Origin of the sequence: Croceicoccus marinus (assembly GCF_001661675.2) — a bacterium.
In the GTDB taxonomy this organism is placed as follows: Bacteria; Pseudomonadota; Alphaproteobacteria; order Sphingomonadales; family Sphingomonadaceae; genus Croceicoccus; species Croceicoccus marinus.
This window is the reverse complement of the sequence record NZ_CP019602.1, coordinates 1075531-1095992: the sequence shown is the minus strand read 5'-3', so window position 1 is coordinate 1095992 and position 20462 is coordinate 1075531. Positions and strand designations below refer to the sequence as shown.

19 protein-coding genes are annotated in these 20462 nt (G+C 65.9%); 3 read left to right on the top strand and 16 right to left on the bottom strand.

The window, feature by feature from the left end; translation table 11 throughout:
• Window positions 1-3 precede the first annotated feature (3 nt).
• The 7 genes from A9D14_RS05270 to A9D14_RS05240 form a co-directional block, all read right to left on the bottom strand.
• Window positions 4-216, bottom strand: a complete 213-nt coding sequence (locus tag A9D14_RS05270; RefSeq protein WP_066843629.1) for a hypothetical protein — start codon at window positions 214-216, stop codon at window positions 4-6.
• Window positions 213-1424 carry an NADH-quinone oxidoreductase subunit D gene (locus A9D14_RS05265; RefSeq protein WP_066843626.1) on the bottom strand — a complete coding sequence of 404 codons (1212 nt, stop codon included), beginning with the start codon at window positions 1422-1424 and terminating at the stop codon, window positions 213-215. Before A9D14_RS05265 ends, A9D14_RS05270 begins: the two co-directional genes overlap by 4 nt.
• Complete coding sequence (locus A9D14_RS05260) at window positions 1421-2317, bottom strand: NADH-quinone oxidoreductase subunit C (RefSeq protein WP_066843624.1); 897 nt, start codon at window positions 2315-2317, stop codon at window positions 1421-1423. The genes A9D14_RS05265 and A9D14_RS05260 overlap by 4 nt, the downstream gene beginning before the upstream one ends.
• On the bottom strand, window positions 2317-2850 hold the full coding sequence (locus A9D14_RS05255; protein WP_066848349.1) for a NuoB/complex I 20 kDa subunit family protein: 534 nt from the start codon (window positions 2848-2850) through the stop codon (window positions 2317-2319). The genes A9D14_RS05260 and A9D14_RS05255 overlap by 1 nt, the downstream gene beginning before the upstream one ends.
• A gap of 107 nt (window positions 2851-2957) precedes the next feature.
• Complete coding sequence (locus A9D14_RS05250) at window positions 2958-3332, bottom strand: NADH-quinone oxidoreductase subunit A (RefSeq protein WP_066843622.1); 375 nt, start codon at window positions 3330-3332, stop codon at window positions 2958-2960.
• A 128-nt stretch (window positions 3333-3460) separates the two neighbouring features.
• A complete protein-coding gene (locus tag A9D14_RS05245; RefSeq protein ID WP_083987660.1) occupies window positions 3461-4360 on the bottom strand; it encodes a prepilin peptidase in 900 nt (299 codons plus the stop codon).
• Window positions 4339-4971, bottom strand: coding sequence for an SH3 domain-containing protein (locus A9D14_RS05240; protein WP_232468789.1), 633 nt, complete (start codon window positions 4969-4971; stop codon window positions 4339-4341). The genes A9D14_RS05245 and A9D14_RS05240 overlap by 22 nt, the downstream gene beginning before the upstream one ends.
• Before the next feature lie 31 nt (window positions 4972-5002).
• On the opposite strand from A9D14_RS05240, the gene A9D14_RS05235 reads away from it, so the two are divergent.
• Window positions 5003-6019, top strand: coding sequence for a 2-hydroxyacid dehydrogenase (locus tag A9D14_RS05235; RefSeq protein WP_066843620.1), 1017 nt, complete (start codon window positions 5003-5005; stop codon window positions 6017-6019).
• Window positions 6020-6022: 3 nt separating this feature from the next.
• On the opposite strand, the gene A9D14_RS05230 is transcribed toward A9D14_RS05235, so the two are convergent.
• From A9D14_RS05230 to A9D14_RS05200, 7 genes are all read right to left on the bottom strand, one after another.
• The gene (locus A9D14_RS05230; protein WP_066843617.1) at window positions 6023-6427 is read right to left on the bottom strand and encodes a GFA family protein; all 405 of its coding nucleotides are present in this window, start codon (window positions 6425-6427) and stop codon (window positions 6023-6025) included.
• A gap of 23 nt (window positions 6428-6450) precedes the next feature.
• A complete protein-coding gene (locus A9D14_RS05225; RefSeq protein WP_066843615.1) occupies window positions 6451-7857 on the bottom strand; it encodes an NAD(P)H-dependent flavin oxidoreductase in 1407 nt (468 codons plus the stop codon).
• Window positions 7854-8645, bottom strand: a complete 792-nt coding sequence (locus tag A9D14_RS05220; protein WP_083987993.1) for a class I SAM-dependent methyltransferase — start codon at window positions 8643-8645, stop codon at window positions 7854-7856. Before A9D14_RS05220 ends, A9D14_RS05225 begins: the two co-directional genes overlap by 4 nt.
• Window positions 8645-9772 carry a peptide chain release factor 2 gene (prfB, locus tag A9D14_RS05215; protein ID WP_066843613.1) on the bottom strand — a complete coding sequence of 376 codons (1128 nt, stop codon included), beginning with the start codon at window positions 9770-9772 and terminating at the stop codon, window positions 8645-8647. The genes A9D14_RS05220 and prfB overlap by 1 nt, the downstream gene beginning before the upstream one ends.
• Window positions 9773-9927: 155 nt before the next feature.
• Window positions 9928-10452 carry a peroxiredoxin gene (locus A9D14_RS05210; RefSeq protein WP_232468787.1) on the bottom strand — a complete coding sequence of 175 codons (525 nt, stop codon included), beginning with the start codon at window positions 10450-10452 and terminating at the stop codon, window positions 9928-9930.
• Window positions 10453-10506: 54 nt separating this feature from the next.
• The gene (locus A9D14_RS05205) at window positions 10507-13053 is read right to left on the bottom strand and encodes a penicillin-binding protein 1A (RefSeq protein ID WP_066843607.1); all 2547 of its coding nucleotides are present in this window, start codon (window positions 13051-13053) and stop codon (window positions 10507-10509) included.
• A 107-nt stretch (window positions 13054-13160) separates the two neighbouring features.
• On the bottom strand, window positions 13161-14078 hold the full coding sequence (locus A9D14_RS05200; RefSeq protein WP_066843605.1) for an N-acetylmuramoyl-L-alanine amidase family protein: 918 nt from the start codon (window positions 14076-14078) through the stop codon (window positions 13161-13163).
• Window positions 14079-14723: 645 nt separating this feature from the next.
• Here A9D14_RS05200 and A9D14_RS05195 point away from each other — a divergent pair.
• On the top strand, window positions 14724-17681 hold the full coding sequence (locus A9D14_RS05195; RefSeq protein ID WP_066843602.1) for an Rne/Rng family ribonuclease: 2958 nt from the start codon (window positions 14724-14726) through the stop codon (window positions 17679-17681).
• Between the two features lie 57 nt (window positions 17682-17738).
• Here the strand turns inward: A9D14_RS05195 and A9D14_RS05190 are convergent, their stop codons facing one another.
• Together A9D14_RS05190 and A9D14_RS05185 are read right to left on the bottom strand one after the other, a co-directional pair.
• Window positions 17739-18461, bottom strand: coding sequence for an SDR family NAD(P)-dependent oxidoreductase (locus A9D14_RS05190; RefSeq protein ID WP_066848335.1), 723 nt, complete (start codon window positions 18459-18461; stop codon window positions 17739-17741).
• A complete protein-coding gene (locus tag A9D14_RS05185; protein WP_066843600.1) occupies window positions 18461-19243 on the bottom strand; it encodes a nucleotidyltransferase family protein in 783 nt (260 codons plus the stop codon). Before A9D14_RS05185 ends, A9D14_RS05190 begins: the two co-directional genes overlap by 1 nt.
• Window positions 19244-19322: 79 nt before the next feature.
• Here A9D14_RS05185 and A9D14_RS05180 point away from each other — a divergent pair, with 79 nt between their 5' ends.
• Complete coding sequence (locus tag A9D14_RS05180; protein ID WP_066843598.1) at window positions 19323-20462, top strand: CDP-alcohol phosphatidyltransferase family protein; 1140 nt, start codon at window positions 19323-19325, stop codon at window positions 20460-20462.

Here is a 20462-nt window from a genome sequence, read left to right as displayed (position 1 = left end):
GTCTCAGCCACGCGGACCTCCGCGGCGGCGTTTCCAACTGCGATATTGCGAGTGGCCGAAGCTGAAGAACTCGTACCCGGCGACGCAGGCGATCACTTCGGCAAGCCATTCGCTCGTCTCGTAACCCAGCATCAGCGCGCCGAAGAACAGCACGATCAGGGCCAGCCCCGTGCTCGACGCCAGCACACTCATCTGTTCGGAATGGGTCAGCCTCACCGGTCGCACTCCCCGAACACCACGTCGATCGCACCCAGGATGGCGGTCGCGTCGGGCAGCATGTGGCCCTTGCACATCATGTCCATCGCCTGAAGATGGCTGAACGCGGTCGGCCGGATCTTGCAGCGATAGGGCTTGTTGCTGCCGTCGCTGACCAGATAGACGCCGAATTCGCCCTTGGGGCTTTCGGTCGCGACATAGACCTCGCCCGCGGGCACGTGGAAGCCCTCGGTATAGAGCTTGAAGTGGTGGATCAGCGCTTCCATTGACTGCTTCATCTCGCCGCGCTTGGGCGGAGAGACCTTGCGATCCTCGGATGCGATCGGCCCGTCCGGCATCTCGGCCAGGCACTGCTTGATGATGCGGACAGACTGATAGACTTCTTCCACCCTCACCATGAAGCGATCGTAACAATCGCCGTTGGTACCGACGGGAATCTCGAAATCCATGCGGTCATAGACGTCATAGGGCTGCGACTTGCGCAGGTCCCAGGCGATGCCGCTGCCGCGGATCATAGGGCCGGAAAAGCCCCATTTCACCGCGTCGTCCTTGTTGACGACGGCAATGTCGACATTGCGCTGCTTGAAGATGCGGTTGTCGGTGACCAGGCTCATCGCGTCGCCGAACAGTTCGGGCAGGCGGGTGTCGACCCAGTCGCCGATGTCGGTCAGCAGCTTCAAAGGTACGTCCTGGTGCACGCCGCCGGGGCGGAACCAGGCGCTGTGCATGCGCGCGCCCGATGCGCGTTCGAAGAAATTGAGGCAGTCCTCGCGCAGTTCGAACACCCACAGGTTCGGCGTCATCGCGCCAACGTCCATGACATGCGCACCGATGTTCAGCATGTGGTTGCAGATGCGCGTCAGTTCCGCGAACATCACGCGCAGATATTGCGCGCGAAGCGGAACCTGAAGGTTCAGCAGCTTCTCGATCGCCAGCACATAGCTATGCTCCATGCACAGCGGCGAGCAATAGTCGAGCCGGTCGAAATAGGGCAGAGCCTGCAGATAGGTCTTGTACTCGATCAGCTTCTCGGTGCCGCGATGAAGCAGGCCGACATGCGGATCGACGCGCTCGATGATCTCGCCGTCCAGCTCCATCACCATGCGCAGCACGCCATGCGCCGCCGGGTGCTGGGGCCCGAAATTGATCGTGTAGTTCGAGATGACGTCGTCGCCGGTGGTCGGCGATTCTTCGAGTTGCAGGCTCATCGGTCCTTACCCTTCTCGCCTTCGGCGTCGGCGTCGGGATCGCTCTTGTCGACCTCGGTCGCGCCTGCTGTGTCGGCGGTGCGGCCCATGCGCTTCGGTTCCCCTTCCCGGCTTTCGGTCGGGTCGGGCGCGTCGGTCGCGGGACCGGCCTCCTCCAGATCGGGCGAGCCGGCGCTGCGGGTCTTCGCGGCCTCGGCATCGGCGCGCGCTCCGGCGCCGGTGTCCTTGGGGCTTTCGGTCGTCTTCGGTTCGTCGACCGGCGGCGGAGCGGGATGCTCGGCCGCCTTCTCGTCGCCCGGCAGCACGTAGTCCGCGCCTTCCCAGGGACTCATGAAATCAAAGCTGCGGAAATCCTGCGCCAGTTCGACCGGCTGATAGACGACGCGCTTCTCATCCTCGGAATAGCGCAGTTCGACATGGCCCGTCAGCGGGAAGTCCTTGCGGAACGGATGCCCTTCGAAGCCATAGTCGGTCAGGATCCGGCGCAGGTCGGTGTTGCCGGCGAACAGCACGCCGTACATGTCGAACACCTCGCGTTCCAGCCATCCGGCCACGGGCCAGATGTCGGTCACGGTCGGCACCGGCTTGGCCTCGTCGGTGCTGGTCTTGACGATGATGCGGTGGTTCTTCGTCAGCGAGAGCAGGCAGTAGCAAACCTCGAACCGCTCAGGCCGCGAGGGATAGTCGACGCCCGCGATTTCCATCAGCTGCTGATAGTCATGCACATCGCGCAGCACGCGCAGTGCCGCGTTCAGCTGCGCACGCTCGACCACCAGGAAGATCTCGCCATGCTCTTCATGCGCGCTGACCAGCATGGAGCCGAGCGCCCCGGCGAGCACGTCCCTGACGCCGGTGTTCGGCGCGAATTTCGGAGCGGAATGAACGACAGCCATCAGCGCTTCACCGTCCCTTCGCGGCGGATCTTGCGCTGAAGCTGCATGACGCCATACAGCAGCGCCTCGGCCGTGGGCGGGCAGCCCGGGACATAGATGTCGACCGGCACGATCCGGTCGCAGCCACGCACCACCGAATAGGAATAGTGATAATAGCCGCCGCCATTGGCGCACGACCCCATGCTGATCACATATTTGGGATCGGACATCTGGTCGTACACCTTGCGAAGCGCAGGGGCCATCTTGTTGCACAGCGTGCCCGCGACGATCATCACGTCGGACTGGCGCGGCGAAGCGCGCGGCGCGACGCCGAAACGCTCCATGTCATAGCGCGGCATGTTGACGTGGATCATCTCGACCGCGCAGCACGCAAGGCCAAAGGTCATCCACCACAGCGAACCGGTGCGCGCCCACTGGAACAGCTCTTCCGTGCTGGTCAGCAGGAAGCCCTTGTCGTTCACTTCGGTCGACAGCGCGTTGAAGTAATCCGAATCCGGCTGGCGCAGTTCGCCCGGCTGTGCCGCGGGATGCAGCGCGGGGTTGTGCGCGGCACCCGATACGGTCGTGCCCGGCGGGTTCGGCGCAGCCGGCGTCGTGGCCGCGGCGCGCGCAGCCTCTTCGGGCGAGACGGAGGTGTCGTTCACTCCCATTCGAGAGCTCCCTTCTTCCAGGCATAGGCAAAGCCGACGATCAGTTCGAACAGGAACACCATCATGGTGATCCAGCCAGGCCATCCGGTCAGGTCCAGGCTGACCGCCCAGGGAAACAGGAACGCCGCCTCAAGATCGAAGATGATGAACAGGATCGCCACCAGATAGAATCGCACATCGAACTGGCTGCGCGGATCCTCGAACGCAGGGAAGCCGCACTCGTACTCCGAGAGCTTTTCCGCGTCGGGATTATGCGAGCCGGTCAGGCGCGACACGCCCATCGGCAGGAAGACGAACAGGGCAGAAAGCCCCAGCGCGATCACCAGGAAAATGAAGATCGGCAGATATTGTGACAGGTCGACCAAAAGGCCCTCTCTGGCTGCATGCCGGGATAACGGACTTCAAGCTGCGCGGGCGCATCGCACCCGCGAAGAGCGCCCTAGGCAACGGCGCGCCGCTGCGCAAGAGGGCTGACGGTTCCTATACGCGCAAGCTAGGGTGTCAGCAGCGAAAATCCGGCGAAAGTGACGGTAATCGCCCCAAAGGACAGCAGCGTGCCCAGCGGCAGCGCTTCGCCGGAACCGGGCGCGGATTCGTCCTTAGCCCCGGGCGATGCGGGCCGATCGGGGATTCTGCCTGCCAGGCGCATGGCCAGTGCTACCGCGATCCCCATGGCTGCGGCCAGCAACACAATAAAACATACGCCCAGCACACCGGCCCATCCTCCGATGGCGGCCATCAGCGGCGGATCGGCGCTTCCCATCCCGTCCTGCCCCCGCAGCGCGCGAAAGGCCAGCGCCGGTGCGGCCAGCAGCACATAGCCCAGCCCCGCCCCCGCCAGCTGCTGCAGCAACAGCGGGAAGACGGCGCCGCCCTGCAGCGCCTTAACCAATGGCAGGACAAGCGCGCTGCCCGCCAGCACGGCGATCCCCGCCGGCGGCAGATGGAACGATCGCCAGTCGGACAGCGCCAGCACCAGCAACTGCCAGCCGAACAGCGCGGCCAGGACAGCCGGAAGCGGGCCTGCCATAAACAGCCATGCCGCCCCGCCGATGACCGCGCCCGACAGTTCCGCCAGCAGCTGAAGCCGGTCGATGGGCGCGCGGCAGGTCCGGCACCGCCCGGCAAGCGCAACGAAGGAGAGGATCGGCACCAGATCGGCCGGATGCAGCACCCGCCCGCAGGAATCGCAGCGCGACCGCCCCGTCACCACGCTGTCGCCCCTCGCGATGCGCAGGGCCGATGCCCCGGCGAAGCTGCCGACGAGCGCTCCGGTCACGCACAGCAAAAAGGGAAACAGGAATTCGCCCATAGTGCCGGCCGGGCCGAACAGCGCGTCCAGGCGGGCGTCGATCAGCGGGCCGTGGTCGATCAGGGTTCGCCCGGTCCCCACAGGCGGTCCTGCGGAACCCAGCCCTCGCGCAGCGGCCCCTCGCGCTCGCCCACGGCGAATCGGCACCAGCCCTGTGCGCAGTCGCCCAGCCAGCCGGTCACGCCCGGTTCGACCTGCCACAGCAATTGCGACCCTTCGTCCGGCCTGGCCCGCATCATCACATTGTCGTCGCCCGTGACGATCGCGGACCGCTCGCGGCTGAGGAAGCGCGAGACCAGCCAGCCGCGCGTGCCGTCCGGATCCTCGACCAGGCGCCAGCCCGACAGGCGGCGCACGACCTTCAACGGCAAGCCCTTGCGCTGATAGACCCACACGATCTGATAGCTGCCGCCCGGACCCACCCGCATATTGGCCTTGTCGGTGGTCAGCGACGCCCAGTACGGCACCTCGTCCGTGTCCTGCGCCATGGCGGGAACCGCCGTAGCAAGCGCAAGCGAAAAGGCGGCAAGCAGGATCGCAGGCAACAGGCTGGCAGGAAGGATGCGGCGGAGCTTCATCGCCTTCGCATAGACTTGCGAAACTGCCGCGCCAAGCGGTGATAGAGCCGCCGCCCACAACCGCCGCATCCTTGTGTTGACCGTGCGCCCCTGCACCGCGTAGCCCGCATGCATGGCAGACAGCGATACGAAGGCAGGCCCACCAATGTCCGAACCCTTGGCAGCAACGTCGCGCCGCGTGGAGGGCAAGGCCCGCGTCATCGTCACCCGCCGCCTGATGCCGGATATCGAACAGCGGATGAGCCAGCTGTTCGATGTTCGCCTGAACGATGACGATCATCCGTTCACGCGCGGCGAGCTGGTTGACGTGATGAACGATTGCGACGTGCTGGTGCCCACCGTGACCGACACGATCGACGCGGCCATGATCGAAGGCGCGGGCGAGCGCCTTCGCATGATCGCCAGTTTCGGCGCGGGGACCGACCATATCGCGCTGGCCGCTGCGCGCGCGCGCCGGGTCGTGGTGACGAACACGCCCGGCGTCTTCACCGACGATACCGCCGACCTGACCATGGCACTGATGATCGGCGTGATGCGGCGGATGCGTGAGGGCACGCGTATCGTGCGTCACGGCGAATGGCGGGGCTGGGGTCCGACGGGGATGCTGGGCCGATCGCTGGGCGGCAAGACGCTGGGCATCATCGGCATGGGACGCATCGGCCAGGCTGTGGCGCACCGCGCGCGCGCCTTCGGCCTGCAGATCGTCTATCACAACCGCCGCCCCCTGCCCGAATCGGTGGAGCGGATGTTCGGTGCGGAATATTTCGCCGACGTCGACGGGCTGCTGGCGCAAAGCGACATCGTCACTCTGCATTGCCCGAAAAGCGCCGCGACCCATCACCTGCTGGACGAACGGCGCATCGCTCTGATGAAGGAGGGCTCGGTGATCGTGAATACCGGCCGCGGCGACCTGATCGATCAGGAAGCGATGATCGCGGCGCTGGAAAGCGGACATCTGTGGGCGGCCGGGCTCGACGTCTATCCCGACGAACCCGTCGTCGATCCGCGCCTGATCGCGCATCCCTATGTGATCACCCAGCCCCACATCGGCAGCGCGACCGAGGAAGGGCGCACCGCCGCAGGCATGAAGATCCTGGCCAATATCCAGAGCTGGGCCGACGGCCACAGTCCGCCCGACCGCGTCATCGAAGGCTATGCCTGACCCCTAGTCGGGCGTGTAGCGAAGCACGCCCGAACGCTTGTTCGCGCCGGTATCGGCCGGATGCGCGCGGCCGTTCAGAACCTCGATCTCGGCGAAGTCGAACGGGCTCATGCCGTCCAGGCAGGCGACGTTCACGCCATATTGATCGGGGTTCGACCGCCGCTGGTGGTGGGTATAGATGCCGCAGGTGCCGCAGAAATAATGTTTCGCCGTGCCGGTGTTGAACCGGTAGAGCCGAAGCGCATCCTCGCCCGCCAGAAGGGTGAACCCCTCCAGCGGCGCACTTACGGCCACGGCCCCGCGCATCCGGCACAGCGAGCAGTCGCACCGCCGGGCGGAGCCGAGATCGACCTCCGCCTCGAACCGGACCGCGCCGCAGTGACAGGCGCCCTGTTTCTGCTCACCCATCTGCGCGCGGTCCTTTCGTCGGATCAATCGCCGGTCAGGATGCGGTCGACCAGTTCCTTTACCGTCGGCGTATAGCCGTTGGAATAGAACGGGTCCTGCTTGAAACGATAGGCGGCATGGCCCGCAAAGGCCAGATTGTCGTCCGTATCGCCGCCATGGGCGATGTCCTGCAGCGTTTTCTGGATGCAGAAGCTGCGCGGATCGGCCAGGCGCCCCGTGGTGTAGTCGTCATGGTCCTTCCACGACGAAAACGCGCAATGCGAAAGGCAGCCCATGCAATCGGCCTGGTCCTTGCGGATCGTCTCATGCTCTTCGGGCGTGACGAAGACGACTGTGTCGTCGGGCGTCTTCAGTGCCGTGGTCTCGCCCGCGGCGGCCCACGTGCGGGCGCGTTCGCGGTCATGCGGCGTCACCCAGAAGTTCTTGCCCTTCACGCCCACGTCGAGCTGGACGGTGTGATCACCCGCCTCGATCCGCGAATAGGGGATCTGCCGCTCGCTGCGCTGTTCCAGGTTGCGCAGGAACGGATTGCGCACGGCCGAGGAATAGAAACCGGTGGGCGAGAACTTGTGCAGCAGCACGTCGCCCGGCTCCAGCGTGCGCAGCATGTCCTTCCAGCCCTGCGGGATCGGGCTTTCCTGCGTCAAAAGGGGCCGCGTGCCGAACTGGAATGCGATCTTGCCCAGTTCCGGATTGTCGATCCAGTCGTTCCATTCGCGCAGGAACCACACGCCGCCCGCCATCACGATGGCGGTATCTTCCGACATGCCTTCCTTGCGCATCGTCTCGCGCAGCGCCTTCACGCGCGGATAGGGATCCTCGGGCTTCAGCGGATCCTCGGCATTGGACAGGCCGTTGTGGCCGCCGGCCAGCCACGGATCTTCATAGACCACCGCGGCCATCAGTTCGGGCACCTTGGAATAGCTGCGCTTCCACAGCGCGCGAAACGCGCGGGCCGACGAGACGATGGGAAGATAATGCACCCCGAAGCGCTGCGCGATCTCGGCCAGCTTGTAGGGCATGCCCGCACCGCAGGTGACGCCGGTGACAAGACCCCTGGTCTGCTCCAGCGTGCCTTCCAGCACCTGCTGTGCGCCGCCCATTTCCCACAGCACGTTGATGTTGATCGCGCCGTTGCCGCCTGCGATGTCATGCGCCCGCTTCACCTGCTCCACCGCGCCGTCGATGGCATAGCGGATCAGCTGCTCGTGACGCTCCTTGCGGGTCATCTGCTCGTACAGCTGGGGCACGATCTTGCCCTCGGCGTCATAGCTGTCGGCATTCACCGCGCTGACGGTGCCGACGCCGCCCGCCGCGGCCCATGCGCCCGAGCTGGCGTGATTGGTCGCCGAAACGCCCTTGCCGCCCTCGATCAGTGGCCAGACCTCGCGTCCGCCATAGTTGATCGGCTCCAGTCCCTTAAAACTCATGTCTCTATAATCCTGTCAGGGCGGACATCGACGCCGTCTGCGCCGGTCTCCGCCTTCCCTGCCGCAACAATCTCCTGTTCGCAGGGTTCGATGTCGGCCGGGTCCGGCCGTGGTCCCGCCGCCTCGAAGCGGGCGTAATAGCCTGCCATTTCGGGGCGGCGAATGAAAGCGGCCAGCTTGAAGCCGACCGATTCGAATTCGCAGAAAAGCAGCTTGGGCGGGATGCCGTGATTGTCGGTCGCGCGGTCGACGTCGACGACGATCACCTGTCCGCCCGGGTTCAGCGCGGGCCGCAGTCGCCACAGGAAGGCATAGGGTTCGGCCACCTCGTGATACATGTGTACCAGGAAAATGCGGTCGAAGCTGCCTTCGGGCAGCCCCGGATCGTCCTCGCGCCCCAGCTTGATCGATACATTGTCCAGCCGCTCGCGCTCGACCCGCGCGCCCAGCCGCTGCAGGACTTCCGAATCGATGTCCTGCGCCAGCACGCGCCCCTCGACCCCGACGCGTTCGGCCAGGCGGGTGGTGTAATACCCCTCGCCCGCGCCGATATCGGCCACGGTCATGCCCTCGCGGATATTGGCCAGGTCCATCACGGTCACCGCCTCGCGCCGGTCGTCGCGCGCGCGTTCGGAAGCGAACTGGCTGGCGCCCACCTGCGAAACCGGGCGATCGGGTTCGGGGAAGTCGCGCGCGCTTTCGGGGCGGCCCTCATCCACTTCGGTGATATTGCATCCCGAAAGGACCAGCGCAAAGGCCAATACCGAAAGCAGGGAAGCGCGGTGAATCAATCCACGTCCTCCACGTCCACCTTCTCGCCCGTCACGCGCTGCGACAGGGCTGCCGTGATGAACTGGTCCAGGCCCCCGTCGAGCACGTCCGACGGATTGGTCGAGACATGGCCGGTGCGCAAATCCTTCACCTGCTGATAGGGCTGCAGCACATAGGAACGGATCTGGTGGCCCCAGCCGATCTCGGTCTTGGCCTGGTATTCGCCCGAAGCCGCCGCCTCGCGCTCGGCCAGTTCCTTTTCGTACAGGCGCGCCTTCAGCATGTTCATCGCGGTGGCGCGGTTCTTGTGCTGCGAACGGTCGTTCTGGCTGGCGACCACGATGCCGGTCGGCTGGTGGGTGATGCGAACGGCGGAATCGGTCGTGTTGACGTGCTGGCCGCCCGCACCCGATGCGCGGTATGTATCGATCTTGAGGTCCGAAGGATTGATCTCGATCTCGATATCGTCATCGATCACGGGATAGACCCAGACCGAGCTGAACGAGGTGTGCCGCCGCGCGCTGCTGTCATAGGGGCTGATGCGCACCAGCCGGTGCACGCCGCTTTCCGTCTTGGCATAGCCATAGGCGTTCTCGCCCTTGATCAGCAGGGTCGCGCTCTTGATCCCGGCCTGCTCGCCTGCGCTGTAGTCGACGACCTCGACCTTGAAGCCGCGCCGCTCGGCCCAGCGCGCATACATGCGCTGCAGCATCTCGGCCCAGTCCTGGCTTTCGGTGCCGCCCGCGCCCGCATGCACTTCGAGATAGGTGTCGTAGCTGTCCGCCTCGCCCGAAAGCAGCGCGCCGACCTTGTCGCGGTCGGCGCGGTCGGCAAGCGTGGTCAGGCTGTTCAAACCGTCCTTGATCACGCTCTCGTCGCCCTCGGCCTCGCCCATCTCGACGAATTCGACCGCGTCCGACATCTCGGCGCTGATCTCGTTCACCGCCTTGACCGCATCGCCCAGCTGCTTCTGCTCGCGCGTGATTGCCTGCGCCTGCTTGGGATCGTTCCACAGGTTCGGGTCTTCCACCCGCGCACTCAGCTCGTCGAGGCGGCGCAGCGCCTGCTCCCAGTCCAGCGACTGGCGGATCAGCGCGAGCGATGCCTCGATACGGTCGACAAGGGCCTGCCCTTCGGCACGCATGGAACTTCTCCTGTGAGGGCCACTCGCCCCCGGACTTGCGCCCGCTTAGCGAAGGGTCCCGAAATGTGAAAGTGCGCAATGCGATCGCACGCCGCAAGGGGCGGCGGCGATCGCGGTCCGACCGGTGCGCGCGAATACGCGCCGAATGCGCCGCGTCAGCGATCCAGCGCGCGAACCGCCGCCAGCGTGCGCGAGACATGTTCGCGCCAGTCGGAATCGGAATGGACCAGGGTAATCCGCCCGTCCTGCGAAATCACATATGACGTTCGATCGCTCATCAGACCGGCCCCGCCGTTCATCTGGAGGGCGACGTCATAGGCACGGATCGTGGCGGGGGTCGCCCGGGCGACGGGAAACGCATCGCGGCATTCCTCGGTCGAGAATTTCTTCAGCGTTTCGACATCGTCCGCGGACAGGCCGACGACCTGGGCGCCCGCGGCCTTGAACTGTGGCATTGCCTCGGCAAAGGCGCGCGCTTCCAGCGTGCAGCCCTGGGTAAAGGCCTTGGGGAAGAAATAGAGCACGACCGGCCCCTTCTTCAGCGCCCTGGCAAGATCGAACGAAAAGGCCTTCCCCGCCATGGCCCCCGTCGTGACCACCGGCGGCGCTTGCGCCCCCTTGGGAAGGGCGGCGGCCAGGGGACCTGCCGAAAGCATGGCGGTGGCAAGGGCGCCAGCCATGAAGCTTGTTTGCATGCGCTTGTTCATGCCGCCTTCTTAGGCCGCCAGAACAAATCAGTAAATGCCGCCCTGATCTTCAAGGAAAGTATCGTCGATCGCGACCGCGTCATTGCTGGTCGACGCCCGGCGTTCGGCGCGTGCAGCACGGATCGCGGCCAGCGCGGCCATGCGCTTTTCCTCAAGCGTCTGGCGGTCGAGCGAGCGGCGCGGTTCGGTATCGGGCTTGAACGCTTCCCAGATCGTCGCGGGCGTGTATTCGGTCAGCGAAGGCCAGCCGTCGAACACGCGCTTGCCGCTGCGGCGGTCGATCCTGACCATGCGGATGCCATCGGGCGCCTGCACCGGAGTCGTCGGCCAGCGCGCCTTGGTGTCCTGGATCAGCTCCTTGACGATCGGCGCCGCGGTATTGCCGCCCTGCACCCATCCGCCAAGGTTGCGCGGCTGGTCGAAACCGACATAGACGCCCGCGACCAGATCGGCCGAACCGCCCATGAACCATGCATTGGTCGGGCCGGAAGTCGTGCCGGTCTTGCCGAACAGCGGCAGGTCCAGGTCGCGCAGCCGCGTCGCGGTGCCGCGCTGAACCACGCCTTCCAGCATGTGCACGACCTGATAGGCGGTGCCCGGATCCATCACCTGCTTGCCGGCTTCGGCCAGGCGCGGCATCGACTTGCCGTCCCATTCGTCCTGGTCGCAGCGCGCGCAGCGGCGCTTGTCGGCACGCCAGATCACCTTGCCGTTCTTGTCCTGAACGTAATCGATCACCGACGCGTCGAACTGCCGCCCGTGATTGGCGAGCGCGCTATAGGCATTCACCATCTGCAGCACCGTCGTATCGCCTGCACCCAGCGCAAAGGCGAGATAGGGGTCATAGCTGCCGATGCCGACACGCTCGAACGTGCCGATTACATTGTCCATGCCCGAATCGTTGGCGATATGGACGGTCATCAGATTGCGCGACTGCTCCAGCCCCCAGCGCATCGTCTGTTCGCCCGCGCCGCGGGTATTGCCAAAGTTGCGGAAGCACTTCTCTCCCAGCGCGGCGCCCTGATAGACGCAGAACGGCCCGTCGGTGACGAGGGTCGCCGGCGTCATGCCCTGGTCGAGGCCGGTGGCATAGACGAAGGGCTTGATGGTCGACCCGGGCTGACGCTCTGCCTGGGTGGCGCGGTTGAAGCTGCCGAGCCGCGAATCGAAGCCGCCCTGCATCGCCAGCACCCGGCCCGTCTGCGGGTTCTGCACGACCAGACCGCCCGAAACCTCGGGGATGGTCCGCACGCGCCAGCCCGCACCTTCGGGCGATGCCACGATCACGTCGCCCGCCTTCAGCGCATCGGGCAGATTGCCCAGCGAAGCGGTCTCGCCGTCGCTGAAGCCGATCTGCGCATTGCTGCCGCTGCGTTCGGTCACGACGCCCACGCGCCAGTCCTGGTAGTCGATGGCAAGGTTCGAGACGATCAGCTGGGTCTGCCAGTTCTCGTCCATGTCGATCGTGGCGATCGGGCCGGTCCACCCGCGATTGCCGTGATAATGCATCAGCCCCGCACGCAGCGCCTTGCGCGCCGCCTTCTGCATTTCCAGGTCGAGCGAGGTGCGTACCCACAGACCGCCGGCATAGACGGAATTCGGCCCATCCTCGGCCTTTTCGCCGTACATACTCAGAAGGCGGCGTCGCACTTCCTCGATGAAATAGCCGCCCGCGGGGTCATAGCTCTCGCGGCGGTTCTGGACGAGGCCGAGCGGCTGCGCCTTGGCGGCATCGGCCTCGGCCCGGGTGGCCCAGTCGTTGTCGACCATCTGGTCGAGCACGTAATTGCGCCGCGCGATCGCCATGTCGCGATACTGGACGCGGCCATAGCGTTCGGGCGCCTTGGGCAGGATGGCAAGGAAAGCCGCCTCGTGCAGGTCGAGCGCGCTCACGTCCTTGTCGAAATAGGCGCGCGCCGCAGCCTGCACGCCAAAGCTCTGCCGGCCGAGCGGGATCTCGTTGAGATAAAGCTCGAGGATCTGCTCCTTGTCGAGCACGCCCTCGATCCGCTGGGCGAGGATCATTTCCTTCAGCTTGCGGGTGATCGAATATTCATCGCCCACCAGGATGTTCTTCGCCACCTGCTGGGTGATAGTCGATCCGCCCTTGGCGCGCTCGCCCGAGCCCATCTTCGAGACATAGTCGACGACCGCGCCCGCCAGCCCGCCGATATCGACGCCGCCATGCGACCAGAACGTCTTGTCCTCGGCCGCCAGGAAGGCGTTCTGCAACTGCTCGGGGAAATCGACATAGCGCAGCTGCACCCGCCGCTCGCGCGCATAGCTGTTGACGATCTCGCCGTCAGCGCCGCGCACCATGGTGGGCAGCGCGGGTTGATAAGTCAGAAGTCGGTCAGCGGACGGCAGCCCCGCGCCCAGCCACGCATAGCCCGCAGCGAACAGCAGCATCGCGCCGATGAGCAGCACGGCGACCGCCTTGAACAGGCGGCTTTCACGCCACTTGCGGACGAAGCCGGACCAGGCGGCGGAAAACCCGCGGCCGATGCGTCCGGCAATGCCTTGGTCGGCGTTTCGTTGGGCGGTGGTGTTCGGGGATTGCTCGGTCGGGCTCATGATCGGGGCGGCACTAGCATGGGGTTCGCGCAAGATAAAAGACGAAACGGACTGACGTCACGCTGAACAAGGCGATGCGCGGGGGATAATCTGCATGGCACCATGACCTAGCGATCGACCGCCAGCAGTCCCGCGGTGATCGCGCCGGCCATCGCATCGACGATCGCCTCGCGCCCGGCCTCGCTGCCGATGCGCGCCGCATCCTCGGCATTGCTGATATAGCCCGCCTCGAACAGGATCGATGGCATGCGTGCCGAGCGAAGCACCACCAGGTTGGCCCCGCGCCGGAACCTGCCATGCACCGGCATGGCCGCGCGGATCCGCGATTCCAGCCGGTCGGCGATCCGCGCAGATCCCAGCGTGGTCTCGCGCCGCGCCAGCTCGGCCAGCACTGCCTCGACATCGCCCAGCGCGGCGTCGCCGGTATCCGCCGCGCCGTCCGCGGCGTTGAAGTCACGCGCCAGTGCCATTGCCTCGGCATCGCTGGCGCGGGGTGACAGCACATAGACATTGGCGCCGCGCGCTTCCTCGACCGGCGCGCTGTCAGCGTGGATCGACACGAACAGGTCCGGCTCCAGCGATTCGGCCAGCGCGACCCGCTCCTCCAGCGGCAGGAAGCGGTCCCCTTCCCGCGTCAGCGCCACCCGCACCGCGCCGAGTTCCAGCAGGCGTTCGCGCAATGCCAGCGCGATAGGAAGGACGACATCCTTCTCGGCCAGTCCGCTGGGGCCGGTCGCGCCGGGATCGAAGCCGCCATGCCCCGCATCGATCACCACCAGCGGAGCCGCGTTCCCCGCCCTGCCCGCACTGATGCGCGGCATGGCCATCGAACGCGATTCGGGCATGGCCATGGTGACCAGCGCCTCCCCCCGCCCTCCGGCAGGAAACGCCGCGAGCAGCAGCAATCCGGCGGCGATGCCCAGCATTAGCGATAGGGGCGCCTGCCATCCCGGCATGGGCAGCGCACGGCGAAGCCGCGAGCCCGCCTCGTCCCCCTTCTCCAGTTGCAGTACCGGCTCGTCCATTACCGGCGGACTTGCCCGCCCGAACCGCCGCGCACAAGATGGGCGCTTGGGCCCCGGCATGAAAAACCCGGCATGAAAAACCGGCAATTCCTGCAAACGATCTAACCGCATCGTGGCTTTATATTGCCGAACGGTCCCGCCGGTGCTAGCGTGACGATCGTCGGGTGGATGGATTATCTGGCGTACTGCAAGTCGGCCCCCGGCCGACGGCTCTCGAGAAGGGCCCACGGGCGAACGATTTCCATCCTCTTCTTCCGACTTCAGGCGCGATTCCGCCGGATAGACCAGATCGCCGATCCATCGGCTTGCAGGGTCGTATCCCGCGTGGCGCGCCGCCCGGACACACATCCGGGACCGGATTGGAATTGGTGGATATGGCCATGAAGACGATGATTGCGGCGACCACCCTGCCTTGCAGGGCCGCTGGCATCGTCGTCTTCGGCGCGCGTTTGCCGGACCATTTCACCACACGCTTTTCGCCGCCGGTAACGCGCCTTGATGTGCGCGGTCCCGGCTATTCACGTTTCGCGCCGGAGAACGGGCCGATGCCCGCTCGCTCCGTGCGCGCCTTACTGAAATGTCGCGCCAATCCCGCCGCCCCGCACATGCGGTCAGTGGCGGCTTCGCGCGTCTGGAGATCCATAAATGACAACGCGCATGCTAATCGATGCGCGCCACCCGGAAGAAACGCGGGTGGCGGTGCTCAAGGGCAACCGGATTGAAGAATTCGATTTCGAATCGGCAGAACACAAGCAGATAAAGGGCAATATCTATCTGGCGAAGGTGACGAGGGTCGAACCCTCGCTGCAGGCTGCCTTCGTCGATTTCGGCGGCAACCGGCATGGCTTCCTCGCCTTTAACGAGATTCATCCCGACTATTACCAGATCCCCAAGGAAGATCGCGATGCGCTGCTCGCGGCCGAGCAGGAGCATGCCGAGGAAGAGGCACGCCTGCGCGCCGAGGACGACGACGAGCATGGCGACCACGGCGATGACGATCAAGACGACGATGATCGCGACGACGGCGGCCGCGACGACGCGGACGACGCCAACGGCAACGACGGGGGCCGCGACGGCCGCCGCCGGAACCGCCGTGGCCGGAACGCCAGGAACCGCGACGACGACGGCAGCGATTCGCTCGCCGATGAAATGGCCGGCGAAGACGGTGTCGAGGATGTCGGCGACGACGAATCGGACGAGGTAGCAACGATCGAGGATGGCTCCGTTTCGGGCCACGATTCGTCCGATGGCCATTCGGACGACGACGACAACGGCGACAACGGTAACCGCTCCGGCGGCCGTGGGCGCGGTCGTGGTCGCCGCCAGGGCAATCGCGGCGGCGCCGGCACCCGTTCCAAGGCAGCCGACGAAGCCCGCGCCAAGCGGCTTGCGCTGCGCCGCAAGTACAAGATCCAGGACGTCATTCAGCGCCGCCAGGTGCTGCTGGTGCAGGTCGTCAAGGAAGAGCGCGGCAACAAGGGTGCGGCGCTGACCACCTATCTGTCGCTGGCGGGCCGCTATTGCGTGCTGATGCCCAATTCCAGCCATGGCGGCGGCATCTCGCGCAAGATCAGCAGCGCCGCCGACCGCAAGCGCCTGAAGCAGATCGTCGCCGAGATGAGCCTGCCCAAGTCGATGGGCTGCATCGTGCGGACCGCGGGACTTCAGCGCACCAAGACCGAGATCAAGCGCGATTTCGACTATCTCGCCCGCCTGTGGGACGAGATCCGCGAGAACACGATGAAGTCGAGCGCACCGGCGCTGATCCATTCGGACAGCGACCTGATCAAGCGCGCGATCCGCGACATCTATAACCGCGAGATCGAGGAAGTGGTGGTCGAGGGGCCGGAAGGCTACAAGTCCGCCAAGGAATTCATGAAGCTGCTGATGCCCAGCCATGCGCGCCGGGTGAAGCAGTACGCCGACCCCGTGCCGCTGTTCCAGCGCTATGGCGCGGAAGACCAGCTTTCGGCGATGTACGACCCGGTCGTGCAGCTGAAATCGGGCGGCTATCTGGTCATCAACCCGACCGAGGCGCTGGTGTCGATCGACATCAACTCGGGCCGCTCCACCAAGGAGCACGGGATCGAACAGACCGCCCTGCACACCAACATGGAAGCGGCGAAGGAAATCGCGCGCCAGCTGCGCCTGCGCGACATGGCGGGCCTGGTCGTGATCGACTTCATCGACATGGAGCACAACAGCTCGATCCGTAAGGTCGAGAAGTGCATGAAGGACGCGCTGAAGAACGACCGCGCGCGAATCCAGGTCGGCCGCATCTCGGGCTTTGGCCTGATGGAGATGAGCCGACAGCGCCTGCGCACCGGCGTTCTGGAAGCGACCACGCGCACCTGTCCGCACTGCGACGGGTCGGGCCTGGTCCGCACCGCATCCAGCGCGGGCCTGTCGGCGCTGCGCCTGATCGAGGACGAGGCTGCCAAGGGCAAGGGTTCGATCATCACGCTGCACGCCAGCACCGAGGCGGCGATCTACCTGCTCAACGCCAAGCGCGGCGATCTGCAGGAGATCGAGGACCGCTACTGCGTCAGCGTCGAGGTACTGCCCGAGGGTGAGGACGAAGGCGCGAAGATGCGCGTCGGCTCGTCCGGCCCGCGCCCGACCGGCACCCCCAAGTTCGAGGTCATCGTCGACGAGGAGGACGACTATCTTCCCGAGGACGAGGACGACAACGACCGGGACGACAACGACCGGGACGACGACGATCAGGACGAGAACCGGAAGGACGAGACCGACAGAGGTTCGGACGACGACGATGATGGCCAGCCGCGCCGCAAGCGCCGCCGCCGCCGCGGTGGCCGCCGCAAACGCGGTCGCGGCCGTGACGAGGGCGAACAGAACGGCGAGCAGGGTTCGGACGACGAGGACGACGACGACAGCGACGATTCGGACGAGCAGGACAAAGGTTCGGACGAAAGCAACGGCGAGGATGACAACGCGCCCAGGAAGCGTCGCCGCCGCCGCCGCAAGTCCAGCCGCGACGAGACTGCCGACCAGGACGATCGTTCGGACGATCAGCCCGCAGAGCAGCCTTCCGAGCAGGCAGAGCCCGGCGATGAGCAGGCAGCACCCGCTGAAGCCGAGGCATCGCCTGCCGAAGCCGAAGCGCCTGGCGAAGAGCCTGTAGCCGAGGAAAAGCCCAAGCGTCGCCGCACCCGCCGCAAGAAGGCGGATGTGGATGAGGCAGAGGCTACGCAGCCGGCTGCGGAAGCGGAAGCCGACCGGGAAGCATCGGCTCAGCCCGACGCCCCCGCGGAGGAGAAGCCGAAGAAGCCGCGCGCTCGCCGCAAGAAGAAGGTAGACGTGGAAGAAACGCCGGCAGAGGCCGAGGCCGCTCCGGCAGCCGAGACGCCCGAGCTGGAAGCCGCGAGCGAGGACAGCGCCCCCGAAGCGCCCGTCACCGCGAACGAACCAGTCATCGCGAACGAACCAGTCACCGCGAACGAACCGGTCGCCGCGAACGATGCCGTCGAAGCAGGCGAAGCCTCGAACGAGGCGGCAGCAGGCCCGGACGAAAATTCGTCCGACGGCAGTTCGGATGGCCCGCCGCGCCGCGGATGGTGGCAGCGGACCTTCGGGAACTGATCAGGGAAAGGCCGCTCCAACCGGAGCGGCCTTTTTCGCATGGTTCGCCTGGGGCGATCAGAACGGGATGGGCTTGCCGTCCCACGCGAAGAAACCGCCATTGTCCTTCGCCTCAAGCCCATCGATCACCGACAGCAGGCACTGCGCGGAATAATCCGGGGTGAAGAGCTTCCCCTCGGGCACGCCAGACTGGAAAGGCTCGGACAGAGAGGTGTCGACCGTGCCGGGATGAAGCGACACGGCGATGGCCGCCTTGTTCCGCCGCCCCAGCTCGATCGCGAAATTGCGCATGATCTGGTTCAAGGCCGCCTTTGACGCTCGATAGGAGTGCCAGCCGCCCAGCCGGTTGTCCTCGACCGATCCAACCCGCGCGGAAATCGCGGCGAATACGGGCCTGCCGCCAGTGTTCAGATGTTCCAGCACATGCTTGCCGACCAGCGCCGGACCGATGGTGTTGACGCGAAACACCTCCGCCATGGCGGCGGCGTCGATCGCCCGCCAACTCTTTTCCGGCGCAACATCGGGCTCCCTCTGCAACAATCCGCTCGCCACGATCACCAGGTCGAGCGGGCCATCCGCGGCCATGTCGGCCGCGGCATCGGCGATGCTGGCCTCGTCCCCAAGATCCATCGGCACGGGCCGGATCCTGTCGTCGCCCTCGGCGCCCGGCTTGCGGGCCGCGGCATAGACCCTGTCCACATCGCCCCGGCCCGCCAGACTGCGTACCAGCGCGCTGCCGATACCGCCCGACGCGCCAAAGATCGCACAGCGCTTTCCCATCATTCCGCTCCTTCGCGCTGCGCCAGCAGCCTGCGCGCCAGGACGAGATCGTCCGGCTTGTCGACATCGACCGCCGCCTCGCCGTCGCGCGCGGCGACGACTTCGGCGGCAAGCCCGTTGCGCCTGCCCAAGGCGCGCACGCCTTCGGCCAGGCTCAGCCGCCCGATAGCGTAGCTGAACAGCGTCCCCAGGCCCAGCCGCCCCACGATGCGCCATGGCCGCTTGCGGTCGGCTTCCACCGCGCTCCAGACCTGCAGGGCGCGCGCTGCGCCCGCACCGTTCAGCAGGAACATGTTGCAGCCCGACCAGTCGCCATCGGCAAAGCGCAGCCAGGTGCGCCGCGTGCCGGGGACGGCCTGCTCCACCTTCGCGCGCTCTGCCAGCAGCATGGCGACGTCGCAGCCTGCCGGCGCATCCTGCATGAAATCCCGCACCCATTCGGGCCGAAGCAAAGCGTGATCGGAAGTCGTGACCAGCAGCGGCGCGCCCGACTGTTCGAATACAACCGCGACGCTGCCGCTGGGGCCGGATGCGGGAGGCACCACGATTGCGCCCAGGGCTTCGGCAAGGCGCACGACCTGATCTTCCGATGCCGACACATAGATCCGCCGGAACCCGGCCCTGACGAGGGCAAGGTGCACGCGTTCGAGCATCGTCTGCCCGTCGATGCGGATCAGCGACTTGTGGTCCACCCCCTCGGACTTTGCCAGGGGATCGGTTTCGGATCGCGAACCGGCAAGGATCAGTGCGCTTCCCGGCAGGAATGAGGCGGTATCGTTCATGCAACCGGCCTTAGCGCGGGCGGGCAAGCGGCGGCAATCGTCGTTGCGAAGCGGCGTGGCTGCAATTAGGGGATCGGTGATGACAAGGAACGCGCCACCCATCGCCATCGAAAGCGTGGGAGAGAACCCGACCCCGATCTGGGGCCTTTCGAACCGCGAACGCACGCGGCGCATCGCCGCGGCGAGCGGCCTGGCGACCGATGGCAATGGCGGCGGCAACGGCGAGACCCGCGTGATCGTTCATGACGCCTTTGCCTGGGACCCGGCATGGCTGCGCCATGTGGCGGCCAATCCTGGGCTGGTGCTGACGATGGGCCGCATCCCCGCCCTCGCCCATGTGCGCAGCGAAGCGGAGGCTGAGGCGGTCCGCACTTCGATCCGCGGCGACAAGCCGCTGGCGGCGGGCGACATGACCGTGCTTGCCTATGAGAACGGACCGACGATCGAGAACAAGCAGCTGCGCAAGCGCGAGACGCCGTTCCTGATGGCGCTGTTCCCCGACACGGTGCGCCGCATCGAAAGGGCCAGCTATTTCGGTGCGTACAAGGGCGTGACCGACATCCTGACGAAATATCTCTGGCCCGAATGGGCGCTGATGATCACGCGGATCTGCGCGCGTTTCGGCGTCACGCCCAACATGGTCACCGCGGTCGGTGCGGTGCTGTGCATCCTGGCGACCTATCTGTTCGCGCAGGGCGAGTACTGGGCCGGCATGGCGGTGGGGCTCGGCTTCATGGTGCTCGACACGGTCGACGGCAAGCTGGCGCGCTGCACCATCACCTCAAGCTGGTGGGGCAACGTCTTCGACCACGGCATCGACCTGATCCACCCGCCCTTCTGGTGGTGGTTCTGGGCAACCGGGCTGGTGCACTGGGGTCTCGGCCTGACGCCGGAAATCTTCGAATCGGTGATGATCGCGATCATCGGCGGCTATGTGCTGCAGCGCGTGATCGAGGGTATATTCATGCGCCGCAATCACGAGATGCATATCCACGTCTGGCGCCGCTTTGATTCCTGGTTCCGGCTGATCACGGCGCGGCGCAATCCGAACATGGTGATCCTGTTCGTCTCCATGCTGTCCGGCCGCCCCGATTTCGGCATCGTGGGGGTTGCATGGTGGACCGTGATCTCGTGCGCGGTGCATGCCGTCCGGTTGCTTCAGGCCGAGATCGTGCGCGGACGCGACGGCAGGCTGACCAGCTGGCTTTCCGAAGGTTGA